The organism is Frankia sp. AgB1.9 (genome assembly GCF_016786355.1).
Classification (GTDB): domain Bacteria; phylum Actinomycetota; class Actinomycetes; order Frankiales; family Frankiaceae; genus Pseudofrankia.
This window is the reverse complement of record NZ_JADWYX010000034.1, coordinates 88,584-89,001: the sequence shown is the minus strand read 5'-3', so window position 1 is coordinate 89,001 and position 418 is coordinate 88,584. Positions and strand designations below refer to the sequence as shown.

Sequence of the window (418 nt, the reverse complement as noted above, 5' to 3'; positions counted from 1 at the left end):
GGGGGGCCCCCCCCCCCAACCCCCCCCCCCCCCCCCCCCCCCCCCGCCCCCCCGGGCCCGGGGGGGCGAGGCTGTCTACGCGAACGACCCGGCGGGCCCCGTTTTCAGGTCCGGACGGGCTTCAGGAAGGGTCCTGGCGGGCGACGGTCTGGCCGATGGCGTCGACCCAGCCGCTGGCCAGCACGACTTCTCGGGCGTCGAAGTTACAGGGGTTGTTGACCTTCCCGTTCTCGTCCTGGCCGAGGTAATGGTGCCTGTCGGGGGTGAAGTACACCCGGTTGAACGTGCCAGGGTTTTCCGGGTCCGGCACGCTGACGCGGAACGAGACCGGCCGCGGGGGATTCCCCGCGGCCGGTCTCTTTTACACATCTCCGCGCCCCCGCGACCGGCAGAAATGGCGGGTTGCGGGGTGGGGGTG

1 protein-coding gene is annotated in these 418 nt (G+C 72.7%); it reads right to left on the bottom strand.

The features are described from left to right. Positions 1-121: 121 nt before the first annotated feature. On the bottom strand, positions 122-310 hold the full coding sequence (locus I6A60_RS15885) for a hypothetical protein (protein WP_203021785.1): 189 nt from the start codon (positions 308-310) through the stop codon (positions 122-124). Positions 311-418 lie beyond the last annotated feature (108 nt).